The following is a 20134-nucleotide window of genomic DNA, read 5'->3' as shown; positions in this document are numbered from 1 at the left end:
GTCGCAGCAGGAAACCGAGCACAGGGGTTGCGCCTCACGTCAGGCATGGCACTTTAGGGTCAATTCATTTGGTCACGCCCTCATGCCAACTTCGTCCACGCTGCGTATCGCAAGCTACAACATCCAGAAATGCGTCGGGTTGGATTTCCGGCGTCAGCCCCAGCGTATTCTGCAAGTCATCGAAAACATGAAAGCGGATATCGTGGTGTTGCAGGAGGCCGACAAACGCCTGCCGCCCCGTCCGGCCGCGCTGCCGCATTTCATGTTGGACGAGGCGGGATGGCAGATCGTCGATCTGGGCGGCGCGGGAAGTCTGGGCTGGCACGGCAACGCGGTGATCTGGCGCGGAGAGGGGATCTCGGTCCGCCGAAAAGGGCATCACGAGTTGCCGGGGCTGGAGCCGCGCGGGGCGGTTCGGGTCGAGTTCGACACCCATATCGGGCCCTTGCGCGTGATGGGTATGCATCTGGGACTGCTGCCAGCGTCGCGGCGACAGCAGATTTTACACATTCGGCGGAACGATTGGGACATGGACCAGATGCCGACTGTTTGGGCCGGTGACTTCAACGAGTGGTCACGTCAGCCAGTTCTGGATCATCTGGTCCCCGAAATGCGGTTTCTGCCCCCCAGACCAAGTTTTCCCGCCGCGCAGCCCCTGGGCGCGCTGGATCGGATCGCGCTGGGCAGCGGAATACAGGCCGTGGCGCACGGTGTTCACGACACACGTCCCGCGCATATCGCATCTGATCACCTGCCGGTCTGGGCCGATCTGACGCGTGCCAGATCAGAAGGTCGCAAAAGGTGAAATCCCTGTAGCGAAACCTGCGCAGACATATTAAGACAGACACCCGAGCAAGTCTGAGGGGCATCATGTCGGAAACGATTATTGGGCGTTGTGAAGCCAAGGGGCTGCGCATGACCGGTCAAAGAAGGGTCATCGCGCAGGTGCTGGAACAGAGCGACGACCACCCGGATGTCGAGGAACTCTATGCGCGGGCGTCTGCCGTGGACAAAGGCATTTCCATTGCAACGGTCTATCGCACGGTCAAACTGTTCGAAGAGGCTGGTATTCTGGAACGCCTTGAGTTCGGCGACGGACGGGCCCGGTACGAGGACGCCGAGCGCGATCATCACGACCACCTGATCGACATGCAGTCAGGAGAGGTAATTGAATTCGTCGACCCCGAGATCGAAGCCCTGCAGGAAAGAATCGCCGCGAAGCTTGGGTACAAGCTGAAGGGGCACCGGTTGGAGCTGTATGGCGTCCCGCTGGAAAAGGACTGACCCATCACGAAACGCGATTGATGCCCTCACTTTAATTCATCAGGCGTGACGGGAATTGTCTTGCCAGATGCCGTTGGTTGAGGTTGTTGTGCATCTACAGGCACCAGATGTGCCCTTTCCAACGGACGCGCAAATGAACAACGTAAACGGCATCCTGCTGCTCATCGGGTCGATGGCGGCCTTTGCACTTGAGGACATGTTCATCAAGCTCCTGTCCGGCTCTGTGCCGACAGGGCAGATCATGGTGTTTCTGGGCGTGTTTTGCGGGCTCGTGTTCGCCACGATGTCAGTGGTCACCCGCAAGCGGATCCTTGACCCCGTGGCATGGAAAACCCTGCCATTGATCCGCGCCGCGACCGAAGGCTTTGGCGCAGTGGCGTTCGTGACGGCGTTGTCGCTGATCGACCTGTCCACCGTTGCGGCCGTGTTTCAGGCCATGCCGCTGGTCGTCACCATGGGGGCGGCCCTGTTTCTTGGAGAGCAGGTCGGGTGGCGCCGCTGGAGCGCGATCGGTGTCGGCTTTGTCGGTGTTTTGATGATCATCCGCCCGGGGATGGAGGGCTTTCGGCCGGAATCCCTGTTTGTGGTGTTGTCCGTGGTCGCAATTGCGGCGCGCGATCTGATTACCCGCAAGCTGGACCCACGCGTGGCTTCATCCGTTGTTGCGATGCAGGCCTATATTGCGGTGGCTGTGGCCGGCCTGCTTCTGATGGTCATGTCCGGGGCATCCTTCGTGCCGGTTCAAGCCGGTCAAACGGGCCCTTATGCTGGGGCGATCGGATTTGGCGTGCTGGGCTATTACGGCATTGTCACTGCGATGAGGGTGGGCGAAGCCTCGGCCCTGATGCCGTTCCGGTACACGCGCCTTGTGTTCTCTATCCTTGCTGGAATGCTGATGTTCGGTGAACGCCCTGATGCGCTGACAATGGCGGGGGCGACCCTGATCATCGGTTCGGGTCTTTATACCTTTGTCCGCGAACGGCGTCTGGCGCGCGAATTGGCACCTGCCTGACCCTGTTGGCGCAAACAGCGAATTGTTAGCCCTAAATGTCCGGGAATATGCGTGTTAGCGTTAACGGAACCGGTTTACTTTTGGCCGGTTGCTGTTATGACGCGTGCAACCGACCGCAGTCACAGGGACAGGCTTCATGAGCACCATCATCGACATCCACGCACGCGAAATTCTGGACAGCCGGGGCAATCCGACAGTCGAAGTTGACGTGATTCTGGAAGACGGCACCATGGGCCGCGCTGCCGTGCCCTCGGGCGCGTCCACCGGTGCCTATGAGGCGGTTGAAAAACGCGATGGCGACAAGGCGCGCTATATGGGCAAAGGCGTTCTGGAAGCCGTCGCCGCCGTGAACGGCGAGATTGCCGAAGAACTGGTGGGCTTTGACGCGACCGAGCAGGTGGCCATTGACCAGGCCATGATCGAGCTGGACGGCACCGAGAACAAGGGCCGTCTGGGTGCAAACGCTATTCTGGGTGTCTCGCTTGCCACGGCGAAGGCGGCGGCGGATTTCACCACCCAGCCTCTGTATCGCTATGTGGGTGGCACCTCGGCGCGGGTTCTGCCGGTGCCGATGATGAACATCATCAACGGTGGCGAACATGCCGACAACCCGATCGACATTCAGGAATTCATGATCATGCCGACCGCCGCCGCGAACATTCGCGAAGCGGTGCGCATGGGGTCCGAGGTGTTCCATACGCTGAAAAAGGAACTGTCAGGCGCAGGTCTGGCGACCGGTGTGGGCGACGAGGGCGGTTTTGCCCCCAACATCGCCTCGACCCGTGAAGCATTGGATTTCATTCTGAAATCCATCGAAAAGGCGGGCTACAAGCCGGGTGAGGGAATCCACCTGGCGCTCGATTGCGCGGCGACCGAGTATTACAAAGACGGCAAATATGTTCTGTCGGGTGAGGGCACGACCCTGACATCCGAGGAAAACGCGGCTTATCTGGCTGCGCTGGTCAATGACTATCCGATCATCTCGATCGAAGACGGCATGTCCGAAGATGACTGGGATGGCTGGAAGGCCCTGACCGATGCCATCGGCGACAAGGTGCAACTGGTTGGTGATGATCTGTTCGTGACCAACCCGGAACGTCTGGCCGAAGGGATCGAACGTGGCTGTGCGAACTCGATGCTGGTCAAGGTGAACCAGATCGGCTCGCTGACGGAAACCCTGCGTGCCGTCGATATGGCGCACCGCGCGCGCTACACCAACGTGATGTCGCACCGTTCGGGCGAGACCGAGGACGCGACCATTGCCGATCTGGCGGTTGCCACCAATTGTGGTCAGATCAAAACCGGCTCGCTTGCACGATCGGACCGGTTGGCGAAATACAACCAGCTGATCCGGATCGAGGAGTCGCTGGGGGAAGTGGCCGAATACGCCGGCGCGTCGATCCTGAAATAAGCATGGAATGGGGGCCAACGGCCCCCATTTTTGAAAGTGCAGGTCTCTGATCCATCAAACGGTCGTCCCGCTGCCCGTGCCGCAATCCGCGAGACGGATCAATTGGTGCTGTTGACCCTTCGGACCTCTTGGATTCAAGCGTTTCATGGGCCTTGAACCAGCATCTTCCGGGCGATCCCGGTGAAAGTTGCGGCGGGAAACACGACTTCAGCTGATATCCACCCTTGATTGAACCTCTCTGGTTCGATCCTTCTTTGGGTTTAAGATTGCCGGGCCTGCTTGCAGTTGAAGTTGAAAGTTTTCAAGAAATCTTGGATCTTTTCGCGAAAGAGGTGTGATCCGGATTACGCAATCATTTCAATGGTTTTTGTTTCGCAGGCGTATTGCAATGGCCCTTTTGTGTCAAAAAAGAATGCAAAAATCACATTATGTGTGAACTTGTTACTAAGTAAATCACAGGCACGTGATCTAATCTGGATGCATTGCAGAAAGGAGACCACGATGTCTGTATCCAAATTCCTTCTGGTAATCGCAGCAGCTTCCGTCACAGTTCTTTCCGCCTGCGCGGGTCCGGGAACCTACCCAATTACCGGAGATCCGGTCTCGGCGAATGACCCGGTACAGGACATGAACCCGGCCAATATCTTCCGCGGCGAGTCTCGTTAAAGCAACTTGCTCATCAGCATATATCTGTCGCGTGGTTTGAACCCGGTGCGCAGATAGATTTTCTGAGCGGCTTCGTTGTGTCGGTCGACTTCCAGATGAAGGGCAGTCAGCCCCGCTTCGGACAAAGCTTTGGGCAGTGCCAGCAAAACTTCGGTCGCGATGCCGCGGCCGCGAACAGCGGGCCGGATATAGATTTCGTCCACGAAACCGTCCATGCCGCCGAATTCGACGGACCAGCCGAAGGTCAGGATGATGTAGCCCAACGGCGCGCGTCCGGGGCCGATCAGATAGACACAGCCATGGGGAATACCCTCGAGCAGGGGTGTCAGAGCATTTCGGGTCTGGTCCGGGTCTTGCGTCAATCCGGCCTCGGTATGGAAGGCGGTGACCAGTGCCATCAGACGATCCAGGTCTTCGGGGCGCGCCAGGCGCAGGGCGGCGCTCATAATCTTGCCAACCTTTCCGTCAAAAGATTGAAGAAGCCGTCGGCGTCGATTTCCCCCATGAACAGCGCATTGGGCGAGCGGTCGGTCACGCCCCACCAATCGGCGACGGTCATGCCCATTGTCAGCTCGGACTGGGTTTCAATCTCGACATTCACATGACGGCCTGAAAACAGCTCGGGCCGGATCAGATAGGCGGTCACGCAAGGGTCGTGCAAAGGCGCGCCCGCGCTGCCGTATTTTTCCTTGTCGAACCTCTCAAAGAAATCGGTCATCTCGGCGACAGCGATTCCGACTTTGTTTCCCAGCGCACGGAACGCATCATTGCGGGGTTGGGTGACCAGCGCCTTATGCGTGACATCCAGCGGCATGACCACGATAGGTCTGCCGGATTTGAAAACGATATCAGCGGCTTCTGGATCGACGTGAATGTTGAATTCAGCTGTCGGGGTGATGTTGCCGACCTCGAAATACGCTCCGCCCATCAGAACGATTTCCTGTACCCGGTCCACTATGTCCGGAGCCTTGCTGAACGCAGTCGCGATATTTGTCAGTGGCCCCAGCGGGCAAAGGGTTACCGTGTCCGGTTCTTCAGCGCGCAGGGTGTCGATGACGAAATCCACCGCGTGCCCCTCGGCCAGCGGCATCTGCGGATCGGGCAGGTCCGGGCCATCCAGACCTGTCTTGCCATGCACATGCTCGGCCGTGACCAGCGGGCGGTTCAACGGTCTGTCGCAGCCCGCATAAACAGGTATGTCGGTCCGGCCCGCCAGTTCGCACACGATCCGAGCGTTCTTGGCGGTCAATTCCAGGGGCACGTTGCCTGCGACCGCCGTGATGCCAAGTACCTCGATGTCCTCCGGGCTGGCCAGCGCCAGCAGGATGGCGACGGCGTCGTCCTGTCCGGGATCGGTGTCGATGATGATCTTGCGAGGGGGCATGGGTGTCTCCGGTGGTCGTGAAGGTGGGACACTCGCAAGTGTCGGGTGCCTTGTCTACCCGTTTCTGGGTGCGGCCAAAACATCAACCGGCGGGAGTTTGCCGTTGGCGCGATGCTCTTCGGTTTTGACCTCGTCCCAGAGCGCATCCATCTCGGTCAGGTCGCTTTGCGAGGGGGTCTTTCCCCGTTCGGCCAGCCGGGCTTCGATCTGTTCAAAGCGACGGGTGAACTTGGCATTGGTGCGGCGCAGGGCGGCTTCGGGTTCGATACCCAGGTGGCGGCCCAGATTGACCATCACGAACAGCAGATCACCGAATTCATCCTCAAGCGCATCCGCGTCCATCTTGTCACGCGCCTCTTCCAACTCGGCGGCTTCTTCGGTGATCTTGGCCAGCACGTGGCTTGCATCGGGCCAGTCGAACCCCACGCGTGCGGCCCGTTTTTGCAACTTATGGGCCCGCAGCAGGGCAGGCAGGTTGGCGGCCACCCCGTCCAGCGCGCCTTTCTGTTCCTTGCCCGCACGTTCGGCCGCCTTGATCGTTTCCCAATCCCGGGTCTGCTGATCGGCGGACTTGTCGCGGGATTCGTCGCCAAAAACATGCGGGTGGCGGTTGACCATCTTGTCTGACATGGTGCGCACCACGTCCTGAAAGGTGAAATATCCCGCCTCTTCCGCCATTTGAGCGTGGAAGACGGATTGGAACAGCAGATCGCCCAGCTCGCCTTTCAGCTCGTCCCAGGCCTCACGCTCGATGGCGTCGGCGACCTCATAGGCCTCTTCGATCGTATAGGGCGCGATGGTGGCGAAATCCTGTTCGATATCCCACGGGCAGCCGGTTTGCGGATCACGCAGGCGGCGCATGATTTCCAGCAGGCGTTCGATCCCTGCGTTACTGTCATGGATCAGAGGATTATCGGCCATTGCGAACCCTTTCATTCCGGTGTCAGATGCATCCATCCCGCAGTCCCGATCAGGAGTCCACCCCAGATGCCCGTCGTCAACCGAATTGCCGATTTCTCTGCCGATATGACCAGATGGCGCCAATATCTGCATACGATACCCGAGTTGGAGTTCGAGTGCTTTGAGACTGGCGCGTTTGTGGCCGAGCGTCTGCGTGAGTTCGGGGTCGATGAATTGCATGAAGGGATCGCAAAGACCGGGATGGTCGCGATCATCAACGGGCAGGGCGACGGCCCGACCATTGGCCTGCGTGCCGATATGGATGCATTGCCGATTACCGAAGAAACAGGCGTCGAATATGCATCGAAGAATCCCGGAAAGATGCATGCCTGCGGGCATGACGGGCACACCACAATGCTGCTGGGCGCGGCGCGGTATCTGGCCGAGACGCGAAATTTCAGCGGCCGCGTGGCCCTGATCTTTCAACCGGCCGAGGAAGAAGGCGGCGGCGCGGGCGTGATGGTCGAGGAAGGCATCATGGAGCGGTTCGGGATCTCTGAGGTCTATGGCATCCACAACGATCCGGGAAACCCGGAAGGTACGTTCCATACAACGCCGGGGCCGATCATGGCGGCGGTCGATACCTTCGAGATTCATATCCAAGGCGTCGGCGGCCATGGCGCCATGCCGCATCAGACCCGCGACCCGGTCATGGCGGCCTGCGGCATTGCGCAGGCGATTCAGACCATCGTCAGCCGCAACCACTATGCGGTGGAAGACCTGGTTGTTTCGGTCACTCAGATCCATGCCGGAACGGTGAACAACGTGATCCCGGACACCGCCTATCTGAACGGCACGGTTCGCACATTCGATCCTTCGGTGCAGAAAATGGTGATGGAGCGGATGGAGCAGATCGTTCAGGGGCAGGCCGCGTCTTACGGTGTCGAGGCACGGCTGGAATATCAGGTGGGATATCCGGCGACGATCAACGATGCTGAAAAGGCTGCCTTTGCCGCGGCCGTCGCGCGCGAAGTGTCGGGGCCTGAGCGGGTGGTCGACACTATGGGCCGCGACATGGGGGCCGAGGATTTTTCATACATGTTGCAGTCGCGGCCGGGGGCCTATCTGTTCCTGGGTCAGGGTGAGGGTGCCGGGCTGCATCATCCGAAATACAACTTCAATGACGATATCGCGCCGGTGGGGGCATCGTTCTTCGCTCGGATCGTGGAAAAGGCGCAGCCGTTGGGCTGATGGGGGAGCGAAATGGCACTGGAAGACGCGAAAAACCAGGTGGATGAGGCATTCACCAATCCGGACCTCAAAGGACTGTCCTATGAAAATACCTTTGGCGGGGCGACCTCGTTTCTGCGGCGGCTGTATACCAAGGACCTGACCGGTGCCGACATCGCCGTGACCGGCGTGCCGTTTGATCAGGCGGTGACCAACCGCCCGGGCACCCGTCTTGGCCCGCGTGCGATCCGCGAGGCCAGTGCGCTGCAATCTCCCGATGCGCCTTATGGCTGGCCCTTCGATGCGCTGAGCGAGCTGGCGATCATCGACTACGGCGACATGGCCTATGACTATGCCAATATCCCCGCCTTTCCAGACACGCTGACCGACCATATCCGCACCATTCTGGCGGCGGATGTGGCCTCAGTTACGCTGGGGGGCGATCACTATATCAGCTTTCCGATCCTCAAGGCCTATGCCGAGAAATACGGGCCGATGTCGCTGTTGCAGTTCGATGCCCATACCGACACCTGGGCCGACGACGACATGAGCCGGGTGGACCACGGCACCATGTTCTACAAGGCGGTGAAGTCGGGGATCGTGGATCCGAAACGCTCGGTCCAGGTGGGGATCCGCACCACCAACGAGGACACGCTGGGCGTCAACATCATCGACGCGCGCGAGGTCTACGAATCCGGCCCCGCTGCTGTGGCGCAGAAGATCAAGGGCATTCTGGGCGACAGCCCGGTCTATCTGAGCTTTGACATCGACGGTCTGGACCCGGCCTTTGCACCGGGTACGGGGACACCGGTCTGGGGTGGTTTGAGTTCCATTCAGGCGCAGATCATCCTGCGCGACATCGCCGGGATCAACATCAAGGGCGGCGACGTGGTCGAGGTGTCTCCGCCGTTCGATACATCCGGCGCCACGGCGATTGCGGGGGCGCATGTGGCGACGCAGATCGTCTGCCTGTTGGGGTGGAACAAGCTGGCAAGAACATAACCGTTTGGATGCGTATTAACCATTGGTTAGCCATACTTCCGGTATGTGCTGGGTAAAGAAAGTTGAAGGGATGGGGATACAACGCGCATGACTGAATTCAATCAACCGGTCAGCGGCAATGATCTGGCGCGGTTCTCGGGGCCGAATACGTTTATGCGCCTGCCCCAGGCTGCCTCGTTGGCGGGGCTGGATGTGGCGGTTCTGGGGATTCCGATGGATATCGGCACCTCGTGGCGATCGGGCACCCGGTTCGGACCCAAACAGATCCGCAGCGAAAGCGCGATGATAAGGCCCTACAACATGGCCACCTCGGCGGCTCCGTTCGACAGCTTGCAAATCTCCGACATCGGGGATCTGGCGATCAACACCTTTTCGCTTGCGGACAGCCTGAGGATCATCAAGGAAAGCTATGATGCAATCCTGGCAAAGAACGTGACCCCGGTGGCGATGGGGGGCGATCATTCGATCACCCTGCCGATCCTGCGGGCCATTGCGGCAAAGCATGGGCCGGTGGCTCTGGTGCATGTGGATGCCCATGCGGATGTGAATGACGAGATGTTCGGCGAGAAGGAGACCCACGGAACCGTCTTCCGCCGCGCCTATGAAGAGGGGCTGATTGTCCCCGACAAGACCTTTCAGATCGGCATTCGCGGATCGGGCTACGCGGCTTCGGATTTCATCGAAGCCAAGGATTGGGGCTTCCGCCAGTTCCCGGCCTGGGAGTTGTGGCAGCAGAATCTGACGCAGATCGGTTCTCAGATCCGCAAGATCATCGGGGATCATCCGGTCTATGTCACCTATGACATCGACAGCCTGGACCCGGCCTTTGCACCGGGCACGGGTACGCCAGAGATTGCCGGGCTGACTACGCCGCAGGCGCTGCAACTGATCCACGCGTTGCAGGGTGTGAATGTAGTGGGGTGTGATCTGGTCGAGGTTTCACCTCCGTATGACCCGTCCGGCAACACGGCCCTGACGGCAGCCAACCTAATCTACGAGATGCTGTGCATCCTGCCGGGTGTGACGTCACGGTAAACCGGCCCGGAACGGCTTGCCCCGGCGCGTGATCCGCATAGGGTTTCTGCAAGAGGGTAAAGCGGGATGAAAAGAATGGTTCTTTGGGCGGTGATCGCGCTGGTGCTTGGGCTGGGCGCTTACATCCGGCTGGCCCCATCTGCGCCGGCCCAATGGCATATTGCACCGATTGCAGAGGTTGATCAGGACTTGCCGGGTGGCGTTCTGCGCGTTGTTGCAACCGGCCCGGAAGGTTTGCAAAAGCTCGATCGGATCGCCCGCGCCACGCCGCGCACCTCGGTTTTGGCAGGTTCGGTCGATGAGGGCATGATCACCTATGTCACCCGCACGAAATGGATCGGTTTTCCCGACTATACCACTGTTCAGCAGGACGGCGACACGCTGCGCATCCATGGCCGTTTGCGGTTCGGGCGCAGGGATTTCGGGGTGAACAAGGCACGGGTTGATGGGTGGTTGAAGCAGATGTAACTGCTCTACCGGCGCTCAGGACGCCTCATCCTGTTCAAAGTGATCAACTGGATCGCTTTGCAACCCGGACGATAAACACCCTTCCTGCACCTCGCGCCACATGGGCACGTTCAGGGACATCTGGCATTGTGCCGTGAACATGCGGCCGTCGACTTGTAGGCAGATCATCTCACCCAGTTCGATGCGGGACCCGGACGTGTCGGTGCAATAGCAATCGCGGGTCTTGCCGTCGGGGCCGATGTAATCGGCGAAAACCGGCGTGGACGTCAGCAAAAGGGCAAGCAAAATCCGTTTCATGACAGCAAGCTTAGCACGACGTGGCCCTTGACCAAAGCCCCCGGATGATAGACACCGCCGGGATGATCCCCGAAGAACGTCTTGAACAGATCACCCAGCGATTCCAATACCTCGAAGCTGCCATGGCGGATGGCGCATCGGGCGGCGATATTGCGGCGTTGGCCAAGGAATATTCCGACCTCAAACCCGTGGTCGATCAGATCATGGCCTGGCGCCAGCTGGTGGCAGATCTGACTGAGGCCGAGGCGATGCTGGCCGACCCGGATATGAAGGAGTTGGCCGAAGAGGAAATTCCGGACTTGCAATCGCGCATCCCCGAGGCGGAACACGCGCTGCAACTGGCGCTGTTGCCCAAGGATGCGGCGGATGCGCGGCCGGCGATGCTGGAAATTCGCCCCGGTACCGGCGGGGACGAGGCCGCTTTGTTCGCGGGCGATCTATTGCGTATGTATCAACGCTATGCCGAGGCCCGCGGGTGGCAGTTCGAGATCATCGAAGAACAGGCTTCTGATCTGGGCGGGATCAAAGAGGTGGTGGCCCATATCAAGGGCGACAACGTCTTTGCCCGGCTGAAATACGAATCCGGTGTGCACCGTGTGCAGCGCGTGCCCGAAACCGAAAGCGGCGGGCGCATCCACACCTCGGCGGCGACGGTGGCGGTACTGCCCGAGGCCGAGGATGTCGACATCCAGATAGACGCCAATGACATCCGTATCGACACGATGCGCAGTTCCGGCGCGGGCGGGCAGCACGTGAACACCACCGACTCGGCGGTGCGGATCACCCATATTCCGACGGGCTTGGTGGTCACAAGTTCCGAGAAGTCCCAGCATCGCAACCGCGAGATCGCCATGCAGGTGCTGAAAACGCGGCTTTATGACCTCGAGCGGCAGCGGATCGACAGAGAACGTTCCGCCGACCGGGCCAGCCAGGTGGGGTCAGGGGATCGTTCGGAACGCATTCGCACCTATAATTTCCCACAGGGGCGGATGACGGATCACCGGATCAACCTGACGCTCTATAAACTGGATCAGGTGATGCAGGGGGATCTGGACGAAGTGATTGACGCTCTGACGGCGGATGATCAGGCCCGGTTGCTGGCCGAGATGGCGCAATGATGGGGCCGCAAACAGCAGCGCAGGCCATGGTGGCCGCAACCGCGCGTTTGAGGGCCGCGGGCGTGGATGACCCGGCGCGCGATGCGCGCCTGTTGTTGGCCCATGCCGCACGGATAGAAGCCAGCCGAGTGACGCTGATTGCCCCGGAAGAGTTGCAGCCCGAGATCGCTGAACGCTATGACCAGTTGGTTTCTTTGCGTGCCATTCGGGTGCCGGTGTCTCATCTTCTGGGCGAACGCGAGTTCTATGGGCGCAGGTTTCGTGTCAGCTCCGATGTTCTGGATCCACGCCCCGAGACTGAAACCCTGATCGAGGCCGCGCTGAGCGAACCTTTCGACCATGTTTTGGACCTCGGCGTCGGGTCGGGCTGTATTCTGGTCACATTGCTTGCGGAACGAACCAGCGCTTCGGGTCTTGGGGTCGACCTGAGTGAAGCCGCCTGTCTTCAGGCCAGCGCCAATGCCGTGCTCCACAAGGTGCAAGGACGAGCCGAGATTGCGCAGTCAAACTGGTTTGAAGACATTGAAGGCCGGTTTGACCTGATTGTTTCCAACCCACCGTATATTTCCGTAACCGAAATGGAGGATCTTTCGCCCGAAGTGCGGGAGCACGAGCCGCGCATGGCGCTGACCGATGAAGGGGACGGGCTGGGCGCGTATCGGCAGATTGCGGCCTCGGCCCCGGATTACCTGCTGCCAGGCGGGCGAATACTTGTGGAAATTGGCCCGACACAGGCAAATCTGGTGTCTGCCTTGTTTGATGCGGCGGGTTTGGCGGATATTCGCGTGATCCCCGATCTGGACGGGCGTGACCGGGTTGTCGGCGCGAAGATGCCGGGTTGAAACTGTTGTCTGAGGCCAAAAAATGCTGCCCCGAGTAAAAAAGCGTGTGAAAATTCGAGATTCCTCTTGTCTGCACGGTCAGGACATGTTTACTCAGGATTAGTCGGCGAGGTTGACGCTGTTGCAGCGCACCCCTGACGCCAAGCCCAAAAAAGTCGACATCCCGTCACGGCAAACGCCTCAGAGCAGTGCAAAACACGGGTTGAGCGACAGCGCATTGATAAGGCTGACGTAAAGTAAAATGAGATCTTCCAAATCCCGCTCGCGGGCCAAGAACAACCGCAATCGTCCTTCCGGCGGTAACGTCGTGAACCGGGTTTTTGACAGCTCGGGCCCTGAAGGCAAGGTGCGTGGCACACCGCAGCAAATCATTGATAAGTACAATCAGCTGGCGCGTGACGCTCAGCTGTCAAACGACCGCGTTGCGGCGGAAAACTTCCAGCAGCACGCGGAACATTATCTGCGCATGCTGAGTGAGGCGCAGCGCGAGATTGAAGCGCGCCGCGAAGAGCAGGAGCGCCAGAACCGCGAACGTCAGGCCGAGCGTGACCGTGAGCGCGCCGAGCGCCAGGAACGTGAAGCGGCCCGGCAGGCCGATCCCGCCGAAGCGCCGCAGCCGGACGTAATGGATTTCGCGGCACCGGACGCTGCTCCGGAAAGCGGTCTGGTCGAGACACCGGAAAGCAAAGGGGCCGAAGCCCCGGCAGCTGAGAAGAAGGAAAAGCCTGTGCGCAAACCGCGGGCACGCAAACCCAAACCGGCGCCAGCGGCTGAAGATGCGCCCAAAACGGATGGCGACGCACCGGAAGCGGCTGAATAAGCCGGCATCAGAATTTGCAAAGCCCCGAGGTCAAGCCTCGGGGCTTTTTTGTGATCAGGGTTTCTGGATTTCGCGCGCCAGGGCACAGAACGCTTCAAGCGGAACCTGCTCGGCCCGTTCAGTGGGTTGGATACCTGCGGCCCGCAAGCGATCCTCGATATCCGGGGCAACGCCTTTGAGCGAGGCGCGCAGCATTTTGCGGCGTTGATTGAAGGCAGAGGCCACCACTCGCGACAGGGTCGCTGCGTTAGCAGGATAGCGCGGTTCGGGCAGGGCGGTCAGGTGGACCACCGCGCTGGAGACTTTGGGCGGAGGGGTGAAGGCGCCGGGGGGAAGGGACATGGCGATGCGCGCCTCGGCCCGCCATTGGGCAAGGATGGCGAGGCGGCCATACGCCTTGTTGCCCGGCTGGGCCACGATGCGTTCGGCCACTTCGCGTTGGAACATCAGCGTCAGGCTCTGCCAGAAGGGGGGCCATTCCGGGGGTGTCAGCCAGCGCACAAGCAGTTCGGTGCCGACGTTGTATGGAAGGTTGGCCGCGATGCGGATTGGCGGGGTCAGGTGTTCCAGCGGGTTGATCTCGAGCGCGTCACCATTGATGACCTCCAGCCTTCCGGGATAGGCGGCGGCGATGTCGTTCAGGGCGGCGATGCAGCGGGTGTCTTTTTCGACCGCCACGACCTTGCGTGCGCCTTCGGACAGGAGCCCTCGGGTGAGGCCACCAGGACCGGGGCCGATTTCCAGTACGTCGCAGTCTGCAAGATCGCCAGCCTGACGGGCGATTTTGGCGGTCAGGTTGAGGTCCAGCAGGAAGTTCTGACCCAAGGATTTGCGCGCCGAGAGTTGATGTGTGGCGATGACCTCGCGCAGAGGGGGGAGATTGTCGATAGCACTCATGATCCGATTACCGTGACGCAGGCCGCAGGGGCAGCGCCAGAAATTTTATGCCTCCGGCGGGGATATTTTCAGCCAGATGAAGGATCAAGAGCCTTGTGCCATGCGTTGGGCAAGCTTCAGAGCTTCGATCAGGCTGGTAGGATTGGCGATGCCTTTCCCGGCGATATCCAGTGCAGTGCCATGATCCGGCGACGTGCGGATGAAGGGCAGGCCAAGGGTGACGTTAACGCCCCGGTCGAAATCCAGTGTCTTGATCGGGATCAGGGCCTGATCATGATACATTGCGATCGCCGCGTCATAGCGCGCGCGGGCAGCGGCGTGGAACAGCGTATCCGCAGGGTGCGGGCCCGTCAGGGTCGCAGCTTCCGGGTTCAGATCGGCCAGCATTGGGGCGATCCAGTCAAGCTCCTCGCTGCCCATTTTGCCACCTTCGCCGGCATGGGGGTTCAGGCCGGCTATGGCGATGCGGGGGTGTTGTATGCCAAACTGGTCGCGCAGACCGCGCGTGGTGATTTCGATCGTCTCGCGAAGCAGGTCGGGTGTCAGCGCGGCGGGAACCTGCGCCAGGGGAATGTGGATTGTCGCCGGGACAACCCGCAACTGGTCGCTGGCAAGCATCATGACAACCCGGCGGGTGCCCGACAGCGCAGCCAGAAACTCGGTATGGCCGGGATAGGTAAACCCGGCCCCGTCGATCAGGGCCTTCTTGTGAATGGGCGCGGTGCAAAGAGCGGCCGCTGCCCCGGCTTTCACAAGATCGACGCCGGTTTCGATGGCATCGATCACCGATGGGGCATTGGCCGGGTCTGGCTGACCGGGCATGTTTGCAGCAGGGAAGTTCAGTTGCAGCACGGGCAAGGCCTGATCACTGACTGCAACAGCATCCGAAGGGGTTTGGATTTTCGCAATGGGCGTGCCAGCGGGCAGGTGGTTGGCGTCGCCGATAAAGAAAAACGGGCAGGTTTGGCGCAGCTCGGCCCATGCTTTGGCCGCGATTTCAGGGCCGATCCCGGCCGGTTCACCGCAGCTGAGCGCAATCGGGCGTGTCATTCCTGAACAATGGTGGCGTCAGCCCGCAGCTGCTCTACCAGGCTGGACGCAAAGGCCTGTAGCCGCTGCTGCGCCAGTGCATTCGCGACATCCGCCCGCGAGGTGTCTTCGCCCAGGTCGCGGACTCGGTTGCACAACATCAAGAACACCAGCGTCTGCCCGTTGTTACGGGTCAGGTTTGTTGACACCTCGAAGCGATCCAGCTTGGCCAGCTCTACGGCGAAATCGCGTGGTACTTCTGAAGGGCTGGCTTCGATACGGTCCAGGACTTCGACGGGTTGATCTTTGGCGATTCCATACAAGTCATCGCAGGTGTCGATCTCCTCCCGCAGGGTGGCAGCCCGTGCCAGGGTCTCGGCGCTGCGACCACCCGGCAGGTAATAGGCAGCATAATCTAGCTTGGAAATACGCGGCGCGGCGGTTGCCACCTCGCGCAATCCGCGCAACTGAAATAGGGCGACGGCGTTTGGCAAACTGATGGGATCGGTGATCTCACCGTTCTGAAGCCCAAGAATAACCGGCTGCAAGGCAGGCGGAAGGTTGGAGATATTCAGCCAGTCCAGACGTCCGCCTTCGTTGCGGGTTGCCGCTCCGGAATATTGCGCCGCTGCGGCTGAAAACGCTTCGATAGTTTCAAGTCGCGAGATTTCTTCCGCCAGCAATTCGGTCTGTGCAACGGTTTGTGGGTTCACCGGGATGATGATCTCGGACAGCAAAACCTGAAGGCCGCCGCCACCGGTTTGTCCCAGCGCGCGATCAATCTCGTCTTCGGTCGGACGGGCCTGCGACAGATAGCGCGAGCTGATATAGTCGCGCCAGGCCAGCTGATCTGCAACATAATCACGGACAGTTTCCGGGTCGACGCCTGCCTCACCCAAAAGTTGCAGGAATTGTTCGGTGGACAATTGCCCGCGCGAGGCGAACTCGTCGATACCCAGTTGTACGGCTTCCGGCGCAGCTTCCACGCCTGCTTCACGCATGGCCTGCTTGCGCAACTTTTCTTCGATCAGGGCTTCTCTGACGTCAGCTTCATTGCCGCCGGGCAGGCCCAGAACATTCAGGAATTGCAGGCGCTGTTCCAGTTCGTACCAGGTGACGATATCCTGATTCACGCGGATCGCTGGCGAGAACAGGCTCTGGGCGCTGACCTGCGGTGCTGAAAAAGCGAGGAAAACGGCGGCCAGTGCCGGCGTGACCGGTTTGTGCCAACCGGAACGAAGAAACCTGGAGAAACCTGATATCAACTGCATTTTCTCTTGTATGTGTTACCACCGCCTTCAAGGGCGTATCCTGTCAGCGATAGGGTAAAGCCGAATTCTGTCGAAGGCTCAATAGTGGATGTTGAAGTAAAGCGTCTGCTTACGGACATGTTAACCTGAACACATTCGTTCTGGTAGGTTACACCAAGCCCCAACCGGATTGGCTCTGACTGGTTCAGATCATAGCGTGCCTCGGCATTCGTAAGCCAGTTCTGGTCGACTTGATAGCGGCCCAGAAGCCAGATTTCCGAGATTTCATCCGCAATGTTTTCCGCCGGATCCTCTTCCTGCCAGATATAACTTCCGGACAGGCCGGCAAACTCGGATGCCCAGGCGCCGCGCAATTCAGCTTTGACGAAACTGAAATCGCTGTCTATCAGACCGCGCCCGCCGAGTGACCAACCGTTGGCCGTGGTGATTTGCCCCGCCACCAGCAAGTCGGACGTGGTGCCCTGCAACCCGGACGTCAGGGTGAAATTCGGGTCGGCATCCGCCCGAAACACCTGACCCAACGTTACAAGCGCCTGCTGTCCGTCTGCACCATAGCGGGCCCAGTTCAGGCCGATGACCCCGGTGGCACCGTCTTCGCGCTGATCTTCCGCAGGGAATCGGGACAGGGCCAGCAGGTTACCCTGATCGAATTCCTGAAACGTGCTTTCATCATCTGGCACATCAGTGTCCGAGACATGGGTCCATCCCAACTGTGCGATCGGTTCCAGAAGCTGAACCGCGCCGGTCTTTTCACGACGGGTCATCGGATAGCGAAGCGTCAACGCCGCGCGCGGCGTCGAGCGGGTCACATTGCTGGGAAAGTTGCTGTCATGGCGAATATTGAACGTATCCACCGATGCGCCCAGCGTCGCGTCCGCGCGCAGGCCCGATGCAAATGTCCAGCTTCGCAACCATTCGGCATCAACAGTTGCCCTTGCTAGGTCACGGCCAACGATATCGGCGTCGCTGGTGCGTTCATGTGCATGACCGATGAAAGCCAGCCGAACCTCGCCGCCAAGTGCGCCGGGGAAGAATCGCTTTTCATAATTCAGGTCGAAGACGCGGGATGGGATTTCGTCCTGATTTTCACTGTCACGCAGTGTTTTGTAATGGATCAGGCTTGTTTTGAACGCGGTGTCGCGTTTGATCCGTTCCAGCGCTATCTCGCTGCGCAAACGATCCAGGCCCGGCAGCCCGTAGTCCGCCAGATAGGCGTCGTCCGAGGTGGTTTGCAGAGCGAATGTCAGCCGGAAATCGTTCTTCAGGTTGAACCAACCGCTGGCGAACAGATAACCGCGATCCTGATCGGGCTGGACATCATCACGGGTATAGGCCCCTTCAAGCTGAATGCGCCCGTTCACGAACGCCTGGCGATATCGATACCCCAGCGTCGTGGTCTTGCCCGACAAGTACGGCGTCAAGGTCAGATCCTTGTGGTCCCCCAGCTTGAAGAAATAGGGAACCTGAACCCCCGTTCCCAGTTGTGAGGTGCTGCGGATCGACGGCACAAGAAAGCCGGTTGCGCGCTCCAATGTCGGATCCGGCAAGCGCAGATACGGGAAATAGAATACCGGATAATCAAGCACGCGAAGCTGCGCGCCTTCAAAGTACAATTGCCGCTCCAACTGGTCATGTGTGACCTTGCGGGCGCGGATCTGCCAAAGGGGTGGCTTACCATTGGTGCAGACATGGCAGGAAGTGGCCGAGACCTTGCTGAATTGCGTATAGCGGCCCGCTGCCCGTTTCGCCTGAACCGAGGCAATCTGGATCTGCTGATCGAAAACCATCCGAGCACCGATCAGCAGACCGTTTTGGATACCGCTGTCCAGCTGTCCGGAATCGGCCAGAAGGGTCGACTGGCCCCCCTGATCAATGCGAATAGGTCCCTCGAGCGTCAGCTCACCCGTTTCCCGGTCATAGGTGACACGTTGGGCTGACAGCTTGGTATCGCCCTGAAAGGCTTCGACATTGCCTTCGGCCACCAGTTTTCTGTCGGGTGTAATAAAGACTTTGTCGGCAACCAAAAGGGCGGGTTCGGCCTGTGACTGCGCAGCTTGCGGGTCAGGCTCGGCCGACGTGGTTTGCGCCGCCAGAACGGTCGGTGCCGACAACGCGATTGCGCTGGTCAGCAGCAGGGAAATCATGCTCCGCATCAGCCGTCCTCCGCGTGTAGAAGCAGGCCAAGGGACAACAAGATGGCGGCGAAGGGCGGCGCCCAGGCCGCGATATAGACGGGCAATTGTCCGTTTTCCCCGAGGATTTGCGCAAAATTGCGGACGAAATAGATGGCAAAGCCAAGCAGTACGGCCGTCAAAACTGCTATTCCGGTACCGCCGAACCGAACGTGGCGCATGGTGAAAGCAGCCCCGATCAGCACCATCGAGACCAGAAAGAACGGCCGGGCCAGCTGCACCTGCAACCAGACTTCATATTGCTTGGTCGAAAACCCGGCTTCGCGCAGATCCTTGATCAGTTGCGGCAGGTCAAAAACCGACACTGAATCCTGTTGCCCCAGAGTGTCCAGAATCCGCTGCCGGGTCAGCGAGGTTGGCAACTCCAGCCGTTCATGCTCCACCGAACTGGTTTCGGGGTTCTGCCCATTCTGCAAATTCCAGATCTTGGCCCGCGACAGGACCCAGTTTCGGTCTTCCAGCACGGCCCTGTCGGCGACGATCTGCTGGGTGGGTTTGCCATCGCGCGCAAAGGTGATGATGGTCACGTCGTCCAGGCCCAGCGTATCCCCGTTCGAGGTGCCCCGGGCATGGATGACGGCCTGTCCGTTTTCCGCCGATTGACGCAGCCAAAGGCCTTCGCTGCTGATCGAAAGCGCTGAACTGCCGTTGTTGCGATAGGAATCGGACAGGCGTTGGAATTCCTGGGATGTGGCCGCAGAGATGGGGTTCAGCAATGCCACCGCAAGCGCACCGATGATCAGGGCCAGCGCCGCTGGCGCGACCAGTGCGCGGATACCCGAGCGACCCGTGGCGCGGGTCACCACGAGTTCAGAGGTCCGTGCCAGCCCTACGAACAAGGCAATGGTGGACAGAATGACCAGCAGGGGCAGCATTTCACTAATGGCGGCCGGTGTGTTCAGAAGCGTCAGGTGCAACAATTGGCCGAAGGACAGGTCGACGTCGTCAAATCGGCGGATCTGTTCGATCAGATCGATGAGAATCATCAAGGTCAGAAAAATACCGCCGATGACCAGAAAGCTCTGCACAAAGCGGCGGGCGAAATAGCGGTCGAGGATCACAAGAGTGCCCCCGCCAAGCCTTTTGCGCCGGAAAACGGGCCGAAATCGCGCATGCATGTCCTCCTGCGCGACGGCGTATGCCTGCCCTCTCGTGTCACGTCTTTCTCCCCCGAGCCTGCCGGTTATTTTTGCGGGACCTTACTGCAATTGAAACGCGGGGAAAACTGCTATCTGGTCAAGTCGGGCGGCGCGGGCTAGGTCTTGGGGAACAGAAT

At 59.8% G+C, this 20134-nt stretch carries 21 protein-coding genes; 12 read left to right on the top strand and 9 right to left on the bottom strand.

Annotation, left to right across the window (positions count from 1 at the left end):
- The first annotated feature begins 82 nt into the window (after window positions 1–82).
- From GS620_RS04345 to GS620_RS04325, 5 genes are all read left to right on the top strand, one after another.
- Entirely contained in the window at window positions 83–805 is a 723-nt protein-coding gene (locus tag GS620_RS04345; protein WP_152458217.1) for an endonuclease/exonuclease/phosphatase family protein, read from the top strand.
- Between the two features lie 65 nt (window positions 806–870).
- Window positions 871–1284, top strand: a complete 414-nt coding sequence (locus GS620_RS04340) for a Fur family transcriptional regulator (RefSeq protein WP_152458216.1) — start codon at window positions 871–873, stop codon at window positions 1282–1284.
- A 133-nt stretch (window positions 1285–1417) separates the two neighbouring features.
- On the top strand, window positions 1418–2296 hold the full coding sequence (locus GS620_RS04335) for a DMT family transporter (protein WP_171614239.1): 879 nt from the start codon (window positions 1418–1420) through the stop codon (window positions 2294–2296).
- A 136-nt stretch (window positions 2297–2432) separates the two neighbouring features.
- Window positions 2433–3707, top strand: coding sequence for a phosphopyruvate hydratase (gene eno, locus GS620_RS04330; protein WP_171614237.1), 1275 nt, complete (start codon window positions 2433–2435; stop codon window positions 3705–3707).
- A 501-nt stretch (window positions 3708–4208) separates the two neighbouring features.
- Complete coding sequence (locus GS620_RS04325) at window positions 4209–4373, top strand: hypothetical protein (RefSeq protein WP_171115544.1); 165 nt, start codon at window positions 4209–4211, stop codon at window positions 4371–4373.
- Here the strand turns inward: GS620_RS04325 and GS620_RS04320 are convergent.
- From GS620_RS04320 to mazG, 3 genes are read right to left on the bottom strand one after another with little or no spacing between them, the layout of a single operon-like run.
- Window positions 4370–4819 carry an N-acetyltransferase gene (locus GS620_RS04320; protein ID WP_152458213.1) on the bottom strand — a complete coding sequence of 150 codons (450 nt, stop codon included), beginning with the start codon at window positions 4817–4819 and terminating at the stop codon, window positions 4370–4372. The two genes, GS620_RS04325 and GS620_RS04320, sit on opposite strands and share 4 nt — an antisense overlap.
- Window positions 4816–5757 (bottom strand): nucleoside hydrolase, encoded by a 942-nt coding sequence (locus GS620_RS04315; protein WP_171614235.1) that lies wholly within the window; start codon window positions 5755–5757, stop codon window positions 4816–4818. The genes GS620_RS04320 and GS620_RS04315 overlap by 4 nt, the downstream gene beginning before the upstream one ends.
- Before the next feature lie 54 nt (window positions 5758–5811).
- Window positions 5812–6678 (bottom strand): nucleoside triphosphate pyrophosphohydrolase, encoded by an 867-nt coding sequence (gene mazG / locus GS620_RS04310; RefSeq protein ID WP_171614504.1) that lies wholly within the window; start codon window positions 6676–6678, stop codon window positions 5812–5814.
- A 66-nt stretch (window positions 6679–6744) separates the two neighbouring features.
- On the opposite strand from mazG, the gene GS620_RS04305 reads away from it, so the two are divergent.
- From GS620_RS04305 to GS620_RS04290, 4 genes are all read left to right on the top strand, one after another.
- Complete coding sequence (locus tag GS620_RS04305; RefSeq protein ID WP_171614233.1) at window positions 6745–7908, top strand: M20 aminoacylase family protein; 1164 nt, start codon at window positions 6745–6747, stop codon at window positions 7906–7908.
- 12 nt (window positions 7909–7920) lie between these two features.
- Complete coding sequence (speB, locus tag GS620_RS04300) at window positions 7921–8889, top strand: agmatinase (RefSeq protein WP_171328141.1); 969 nt, start codon at window positions 7921–7923, stop codon at window positions 8887–8889.
- Between the two features lie 87 nt (window positions 8890–8976).
- Entirely contained in the window at window positions 8977–9924 is a 948-nt protein-coding gene (speB, locus tag GS620_RS04295; RefSeq protein ID WP_171115553.1) for an agmatinase, read from the top strand.
- Window positions 9925–9990: 66 nt separating this feature from the next.
- On the top strand, window positions 9991–10392 hold the full coding sequence (locus tag GS620_RS04290) for a DUF1499 domain-containing protein (RefSeq protein WP_171115555.1): 402 nt from the start codon (window positions 9991–9993) through the stop codon (window positions 10390–10392).
- 15 nt (window positions 10393–10407) lie between these two features.
- Here GS620_RS04290 and GS620_RS04285 read toward each other — a convergent pair whose 3' ends face one another.
- Window positions 10408–10689, bottom strand: coding sequence for a hypothetical protein (locus tag GS620_RS04285; protein ID WP_152458207.1), 282 nt, complete (start codon window positions 10687–10689; stop codon window positions 10408–10410).
- Window positions 10690–10751: 62 nt separating this feature from the next.
- On the opposite strand from GS620_RS04285, the gene prfA reads away from it, so the two are divergent.
- From prfA to GS620_RS04270, 3 genes are all read left to right on the top strand, one after another.
- Window positions 10752–11807 (top strand): peptide chain release factor 1, encoded by a 1056-nt coding sequence (gene prfA, locus GS620_RS04280; protein WP_171614503.1) that lies wholly within the window; start codon window positions 10752–10754, stop codon window positions 11805–11807.
- Window positions 11804–12649: a peptide chain release factor N(5)-glutamine methyltransferase gene (gene prmC / locus GS620_RS04275; protein WP_171614231.1), complete on the top strand. Its 846-nt coding sequence runs from the start codon at window positions 11804–11806 to the stop codon at window positions 12647–12649. Before prfA ends, prmC begins: the two co-directional genes overlap by 4 nt.
- Window positions 12650–12890: 241 nt before the next feature.
- The gene (locus GS620_RS04270) at window positions 12891–13469 is read left to right on the top strand and encodes a DUF4167 domain-containing protein (RefSeq protein ID WP_171614229.1); all 579 of its coding nucleotides are present in this window, start codon (window positions 12891–12893) and stop codon (window positions 13467–13469) included.
- 54 nt (window positions 13470–13523) lie between these two features.
- Here GS620_RS04270 and rsmA read toward each other — a convergent pair whose 3' ends face one another.
- From rsmA to lptG, 5 genes are all read right to left on the bottom strand, one after another.
- A complete protein-coding gene (gene rsmA / locus GS620_RS04265) occupies window positions 13524–14366 on the bottom strand; it encodes a 16S rRNA (adenine(1518)-N(6)/adenine(1519)-N(6))-dimethyltransferase RsmA (RefSeq protein ID WP_171614228.1) in 843 nt (280 codons plus the stop codon).
- Between the two features lie 84 nt (window positions 14367–14450).
- Complete coding sequence (pdxA, locus tag GS620_RS04260) at window positions 14451–15416, bottom strand: 4-hydroxythreonine-4-phosphate dehydrogenase PdxA (protein ID WP_171614226.1); 966 nt, start codon at window positions 15414–15416, stop codon at window positions 14451–14453.
- A complete protein-coding gene (locus GS620_RS04255; protein ID WP_171614224.1) occupies window positions 15413–16666 on the bottom strand; it encodes a peptidylprolyl isomerase in 1254 nt (417 codons plus the stop codon). Before GS620_RS04255 ends, pdxA begins: the two co-directional genes overlap by 4 nt.
- Window positions 16657–18819, bottom strand: a complete 2163-nt coding sequence (locus GS620_RS04250; RefSeq protein ID WP_171115570.1) for an LPS-assembly protein LptD — start codon at window positions 18817–18819, stop codon at window positions 16657–16659. Before GS620_RS04250 ends, GS620_RS04255 begins: the two co-directional genes overlap by 10 nt.
- Window positions 18819–19919, bottom strand: coding sequence for an LPS export ABC transporter permease LptG (gene lptG, locus GS620_RS04245; protein WP_171614502.1), 1101 nt, complete (start codon window positions 19917–19919; stop codon window positions 18819–18821). Before lptG ends, GS620_RS04250 begins: the two co-directional genes overlap by 1 nt.
- Window positions 19920–20134 lie beyond the last annotated feature (215 nt).

The organism is Ruegeria sp. HKCCD6428, from assembly GCF_013110595.1.
Lineage (GTDB): Bacteria > Pseudomonadota > Alphaproteobacteria > Rhodobacterales > Rhodobacteraceae > Ruegeria.
This window is presented reverse-complemented; position numbering and strand designations above follow the sequence as displayed.